Below are 7,241 nucleotides of genomic sequence, written 5' to 3' on the forward strand. Positions count from 1 at the left end.
AAAATTAGGCATTTTTTTCCACTGATGGAAAGCTAACTTCATATTTTTCTTTATTACATCTGGAAAAAATTCATTTAAATTTTGAGATTTCATCCTCATAGGATAACTACTCTTAGGTAAAGAAGTAGATTTTTTATCTTTCATAAAGTCTACGACTCTCTGTGCTACTCCTCCATAGTTTCCTACAGCATTATAAGCGTCTTTTTCTAATTTTTCTTGATATTCCATTCCACTAAATAGATGTTCACCAAATTCATTGGCCTTAATCCCTACTGCAATAGCGGAGTTACTAAACTCCCCATCTCTTTTAGAGTAACTCATGCCATTGACCAAACTTGTATTCTTTTCAGAAGCAGCATTTACTATAACTCCTCCAGGACACATACAGAATGAAAAGATCCCTCTACTCTCTGATTTATTGTTATGCGTCATACTGTATGTGGCAGCTTCTAGATTTTCATGGTTAGCAAATTTTCCATACTGCATCCTATCTATAGCAGCTCTAGGGTGCTCTATCCTTGTTCCCATGGCAAATGGTTTATTTTCCATGAATACACCATTTTTATGTAGCATTCTATAAGTATCTCTAGCACTATGACCTATGGCTAAAACTAAATGCTCTATATCTATTTTCACCCTATTTCCATGAGATGCGGTATCTACTCCTACTACTTTATTATCTTTTATAATTATATTTTCAACTAAAGTATCAAAATAGAATGTTCCTCCCATCTCTATTATCTTAGATCTTAGGTTTTTTGTTACAACTTTTAGGATATCAGTACCTATATGTGGTTTGTAATCCCACATAATTTCTTTTTGTGCTCCTAATCCAACGAAAGTTTCAAACACATGGGTGATATATTCACTCTTTACACGAGTATTTAATTTTCCATCAGAATAAGTCCCAGCTCCTCCTTCACCAAATTGTATATTAGAATTTATATCCAAATCGTCATTGGCGTAGAAGTTATCGATAGATAGATCTCTCTCATCTACTTTTTTACCACGTTCAAATATAATAGGCTTATATCCATATTCACATAATCTAAGAGCTGCAAATAATCCTGCAGGCCCACTACCAATAACTCCTACATAACCTTCTAAGTTTTTAGACCTTCTAGGCTTTATTAGGAGGGCCTTGGGCTTAGTTAGCCATTTATGACCTTCTAAATTTATATCTTTTTTTAGGGTTAATTCCAAATTATATAAAAATTTGATCTGAGTTTTTTTTCTAGAATCAATAGAACGTTTTATATATTCTATATGGACAATGTTAGATAGATCTATCCCTTTTTTTATAAGTTCATTTTTTATAGCATGATCTTGATCTTTTTCTATTGGAATCATTATGTTATTAATAACAGCTTTCATCTTTCACCTCGTTAGTTAATTTGTTTTTTATTTTTAATATAAGGATTTATCTTAAATATTTTTATAACCAGTATAAACCCTAATAAATTCATAAATATAGTGACTACCATACTAGCTATAGCAGCACCGGTTATTCCATAGATAGGGATTAAAATATAATTTAAAATAATATTAAATACAGCTCCTGCCATAGTCCCATATACTTGATATTTAGTTTTACCAGTCATTCGTAACATGAGCCAGACTGAACCGACACCTGCATTGATAAACTGACCTATAGCACGATATACAACTACTCTATATCCAATTTCATATTCAGGCCCATAAAATTTAAGAACTAGATGCCCAAATATTATTATTAGAATAAAAGTAATAAATGAAAATAAACCTAAAATTCTAGTAGCTTTACAATAAAGAGTTTTTAATTCCTCCAATTGACCATTATGATACATGTAGGATATTTTAGGAGCAAATGCAGTATTAAATATGAGTAATACTACTGATGTACTTGTAGCAATCTGTGCCGCTACAATATATATTCCAACCTGAGTTTTATCAGTCATGTGACCGATCATAACTGCATCTATCCTACTCATTATCTGAAACATAACTTCACTAAATAATGTAGGAAGGGAAAATATTATTAAAGTTTTACTTGTAATTACTCTGTTAAATAGATCTTTATTGACTATTAGATGGAGACCTAGACATATAAATCCTGCAATAAAGCTAGCATAGATAAGGTTGTTTGTATCTCTAAACCCTATATAGTAAAGGAGCACAGTAACCCCAATAGTGATGAATTGACCTAGGATAGCTTGGATATTAAAATAAGTTTTTATTCTACTCCTACTAGAGTATATCCCTAAGAACAGTTGTTGTGCAGATAATATCCATATCAATGGCACCATTCTTTTTAAATATATATCATCAGCAAAAATATAAGTTATGACAGCTATGATAATGGAAGCTATAAAATTAAATAAAAATGCAAAACTAATATACTTACCTTCATTTTTTGGAAAGAAATACATAATTCCACTTTTTAATCCTACACCAGCGAATGTCATGATAAAGGCAATAATATTAAACCCATAGTTGAATCTACCAAAAACTTCACTTCCTAATAGTCGAATAGAAATAAAGTTGAATAATAAAGTAATCAAACCTAGCATTAAATATCCACTAAACGACTCTAAGATATCTTTTTTTAATTCATTTTTCAATGGATATCTCCTCCATAACTATAATATAGTTTACTTTTCCATATTATTATATCATACTTAAAATAGATTCAGTATCACTTTGATAATATTCCTCGCTACTTTATAGACGATTGTACTCTATACCTTTCACTGATTAAAGTTGATAATTTTAATAAAGTATTGTATAATAATATCTGAAAAAGAAAAATTTAAATAGAGGTTGCAAATATTAAAAAGTAATTTTAGGTTAGTTATGACAAACTTTGACCCTAGAATGAAAGGTGAATTTGCCGAAATACAAAGAAAAAAGTTGAAATTCTTTGTGTTGGGGTCATGGATAAGATCCATGGGACTATCATCATATAAAATTGATGATGTGCTATTAGATGATTTTGAGCATAGAATTTATTTTAGTTTTATTGTTGGAGTTATTAATAGTATTATTGATAGCTCTTTTTTTGTTACTAAAATACACAGGAGGAATATTAAAATGAAAAGTAAGATGAAAAAGGAAACAACTCTTATTTATGCACTGATACCATTATTATTTTTAATAGGAAGTTTATTTTATGCAATTCAAATTGCAGAGATTGATATTCATTTGCCAATTTTAATATCAGCATTTTTGGCTGCGATAGTTGCAATATTTGGTTTGAATTATAGTTGGAGTGAGATTGAAGAGGGAATGGTAGAAACTATTAAGATGGCTTTAGGAGCCATTATAATTCTTATGATAATTGGAATGGTTATAGGAACTTGGATTCAATCTGGTGTAGTACCTACGATGATATTTTACGGATTAAAGATCTTGTCACCGGGAGTATTTTTACCTGCAACACTTATTATATGTGCTGTTGTATCCACTGCTACCGGTTCATCATGGACAACAGCCGCTACAGTTGGTATTGCACTTATTGGTGTAGGAGAGGGGCTTGGAATCCCTAAAAATATAGTAGCCGGTGCAATTATTTCTGGGTCATACATGGGAGACAAAATGTCACCATTATCAGATACAACAAACTTAGCGCCAGCAATGGCAGGGGCAACATTATTTGAGCATATCAAGCACATGCTATACACAACTGTCCCGAGCTTTATTATATCTATAGTTTTATTTGGTATCATTGGAATTAAATATGTAGGTGTTGCATTAAACACCAAAACAATTGATGGAATATTAAATGCCCTAAGTGGAAGTTTTAATATAAATCCTTTATTATTATTGGTTCCAGTTATTGTAATTATAGCGGTAATAATGAAAGTCCCTGCAATTCCTGGATTATTTGGAGGAGCTGTACTTGGTGGGATAGCAGGAATGATCTTCCAAGGTGTTACACTTGGGTCTGCTATAAAAGCATTTAATTATGGTTATGAAGGTAGTTCTGGTTTACCATTCGTAGACTCATTGCTAAATAGAGGAGGGATGCAGTCTATGATGTGGACAGTTTCATTAATCTTTTGTGCTATGATCTTAGGTGGAATAATGGAAAAAACGCAAATGCTGTCTGCAATTGCTCTAAAAATATTGTCATATGCACACTCTACTGGAAATCTAATTTTAGTAACTATATTAACGCCTATATTTGTAAATTTTGTCGCTGGAGATCAATATCTTTCAATAGTTATACCAGGACGAATGTTTAAAAAAGTATATGAAGAGAGAGGCTTACACGCTAAAAATCTTTCGAGATCATTGGAGGATTCAGGAACGTTGACCTCATCTTTAATACCTTGGAATACTGGTGGTGCATATATGATTACTACCTTAGGACTAGCACCATGGACTTATGTTCCGTATTGTTTTTTAAACTTAATTAATCCAATCATAGCTATAATCTATGGATATACAGGATTTTCTATTGAGAAAATAGACAAGGTAGAAGAGGTAAAAGCAGAAGTAGTAGTAGAAGTATAAAAAAAGATGAAATTATATAACGATCGGACACTATCTAGTTAGTCTGTCCGATTAAGTTGGAGTACTGAGTTACTTCAATGCTTGTGCGGTACTTTTGTATCGCACTTTTTTTTACTATAATTTCTACTATATTCCTAGTTGACCAAAAACCCTACAAGAGTGTATGATAATTAAAGAAGTGTAGATTGTAGGGGGAGAAATGGAATTATTGTATGTATGGATAGAAGAATATAAAGGAATTAGTAAATTAGGATTTAACATCAGCAATAGGTACGATATCAAATATGAAAATAATATTCTTGAGGTAGAAGAATATAAAAATTGGAAGAGTAGGAGAGGGTTTTATGGTGAAAAAATTAGTAATGTAACAGCCTTGATTGGAAAAAATGGAACTGGTAAATCAACATTAATTGATTTTATATCATCTGTTGATAGGTCTGAAAATAAAAAAGGGTTTATGATTTATACAGATAAAAATGGAAAAAAATTTTCTAATAAATATTTTGCTTTTCCAGAAAAATATAAAAAACGTATACAATTAAAGTTTAAAAAAAATTTTTATACATCAGCAATAGAAGATGATAGTAAAAAGATACTATACTATGACAATAGTATTAATTCTTATCAAGTACATAGAAATTTGGATGTCATAGAAGATATTAGCACCAGTGGATTATTGAGTGAATTAGGGAATAATACTGTCCCTTTTAGAAGTAATGATTTAAAGAATATGTTGATCTTTTTAGATGAAGCTAAAAGTGATATTGTATTAGAAACTATGGGGTTTCCAACAAAGAAAAATGATGAAAGACATCTAATGGAAAAAATGGATATTAGTTTAGAAGTCTCTCTTATAAAAGAAAATAATAATTCTTATACAAATGATATAAAAGAAAATTTTATCAATAGTTTTGTACAGAATACTTGTTCAAGCCTTAAGGCTATTTTTATGGATGGAAGTGAAGAATTAAAACTATTGATGGATATTAGTGGAGAAGCTAATGATATATATAGTAAAAAATATAATGAATTAAAAATGGAAAAATTAAATGATTATACACCAGATCGTCTTTTTAAAGGATTTTATAATATATTTAATGAATTAAAAGAGTTATTAAAAAATTTAGATATTAAATCAGATAAAACAGGTGAAAAGTTATATTTTACTATTGGTGGAGAAAATAGTAACCCTGAAATAATTAAAAAATTTATTAACTTTTTAGAAGTGGATAAAAAAAATTCTTTTAGGGATCAATTTTTTAAATATACTTGGAGTGGTTTGAGTAGTGGAGAGGAGCATTTTATCACTTTTTTTTCTAGGATTTATTCAAAAATAGAAAAATTAAGAAATGAAAAAAATATTTTATTTATCCTCGATGAACCTGAAACTTTTTTACACCCAGAATGGAGTAGACAATTTTTAAGTTTATTAATTACTTTTTTAGATAAACTCTTTGGAAATCAAGATCTAAGTATACAGCTAATAATTAGTTCTCATTCTCCTTATCTAACTAGTGATATGGCAAGGGAAGATATTGTTCTTTTGAGTAAAGGTGTAGATAATTTGATAAAGGTGGTAAAAGCGGAGAATCATAAAACCTTAGGAGCTAATATCCATGAACTGTATAAAGAATCGTTCTTCATGGATTCTACCATGGGAGAGTTTGCTGTAGGGAAGATAAAAGGAGTTATTGAAGATTTTACTACTTTGGAGTGCTTTAAAAGAAAGGTAGGAATTGATTGTTTTAATTCTCTTTTAGAAAATATTAATAATGGAGATTTTAAAGAACATTTTATGAGATGTAAAATATGTAAAAAAAAGGATATTCCCACTGAGGTTATGGATAAAATAGCTCTTATGTTGAAGAGAAAAGAAAGTTCTAAATATGTCATTGATCAAATCGGAGAGCGAGTTTTAAGTAGGAAATTAGGAGAAAAGTATAGAGAAATTTTTGGAGAAGAGGAGAAAATAGAAGACAAAATGAAGAGCTTATACAGTAAACTCTCAAAAGAAGAAAGAGAAGCATTGAAAAAGGAAATCGGTGGTCAATAATGATGAAGCCTATGAGTAAAGAACAGAGAGATCAATTAGCTGATGAGTATTGGAACTGGTTTAGGGAAAATGAATTAAAAAAGTGGATGGTTTTTAGTTTAGAAGAAGTTCAGTTTTTTTCAAAGAGAAAACATTTAAAAACAATGTTGGTTGAAGATAAAATATATGAAATATTTAATGAATTTCCTAATGATAAGGATAAAAACTGGAGTAAAGCATCTGATGAATTCAAAAAAAAGTTTACAGAACCTGGGAAAAATATTAATAGCAATACTAATAATAAAACTGTTCTAATAAATATAATGAAACCAAAATATAATAAATTTAATTTTGGAATAACTTTCTCTTCTGAATCTGAAATAGGACTGTCTCCTAAAGTTCAATATAGAATTTTAAGAACGTGTATTTATAAAATATGCCAAAAACTAATAGTAAAAAATGAAAGAAGATTATTAAGTAGAAAAGAAAAAATTGAATTAACATTACATAAACTCTCTACAATGACAAAAAATGATATGGATTCTTTAATTTATGATTTTAAAGAATTTAAAATAACTAAAATAAAAAATAATGGTGTTACTATTGATATAGATGAAGAAGTGTCAAAAAAAGTAATAAAAGATTTTTTTATTTCTAGTTATGAACGCATGCGTAACAGTAAGTTTAAACATAAATTTCTATTTAAATACTTTCC

The 7,241-nt window shown here is 29.4% G+C and carries 5 protein-coding genes and 1 riboswitch; of the genes, 3 read left to right on the forward strand and 2 right to left on the reverse strand.

Annotation, left to right across the window (positions count from 1 at the left end):
* Positions 1 to 1,374 (reverse strand): NAD(P)/FAD-dependent oxidoreductase (locus WBG30_RS11890; protein ID WP_424504875.1); only part of this gene is annotated, 1,374 nt, incomplete at its 3' end.
* An 11-nt stretch (positions 1,375 to 1,385) separates the two neighbouring features.
* Positions 1,386 to 2,600, reverse strand: coding sequence for a flippase (locus tag WBG30_RS11895; protein ID WP_424504876.1), 1,215 nt, complete (start codon positions 2,598 to 2,600; stop codon positions 1,386 to 1,388).
* Positions 2,601 to 2,785: 185 nt separating this feature from the next.
* Positions 2,786 to 2,969: riboswitch (Lysine riboswitch) on the forward strand.
* Between WBG30_RS11895 and nhaC the strand changes: the two genes are divergently transcribed.
* The 3 genes from nhaC to WBG30_RS11910 form a co-directional block, all read left to right on the forward strand.
* Complete coding sequence (gene nhaC / locus WBG30_RS11900) at positions 2,926 to 4,494, forward strand: Na+/H+ antiporter NhaC (protein WP_424504877.1); 1,569 nt, start codon at positions 2,926 to 2,928, stop codon at positions 4,492 to 4,494. It overlaps the preceding riboswitch by 44 nt.
* Before the next feature lie 199 nt (positions 4,495 to 4,693).
* Positions 4,694 to 6,547: an AAA family ATPase gene (locus WBG30_RS11905; protein ID WP_424504878.1), complete on the forward strand. Its 1,854-nt coding sequence runs from the start codon at positions 4,694 to 4,696 to the stop codon at positions 6,545 to 6,547.
* The coding region (locus WBG30_RS11910; RefSeq protein ID WP_424504879.1) for a hypothetical protein at positions 6,547 to 7,241 on the forward strand (695 nt) is incomplete at its 3' end. The genes WBG30_RS11905 and WBG30_RS11910, both read left to right, overlap by 1 nt.

Origin of the sequence: Psychrilyobacter sp. (genome assembly GCF_049671765.1) — a bacterium.
Lineage (GTDB): Bacteria > Fusobacteriota > Fusobacteriia > Fusobacteriales > Fusobacteriaceae > Psychrilyobacter.

Bases quoted from the DNA above. Each gene is read 5' to 3' on its own strand.
- nhaC (WP_424504877.1), top strand. From the start codon at position 2,926: ATGGGACTATCATCATATAAAATTGATGATGTGCTATTAGATGATTTT.
- WBG30_RS11905 (WP_424504878.1), top strand. From the start codon at position 4,694: ATGGAATTATTGTATGTATGGATAGAAGAATATAAAGGAATTAGTAAA.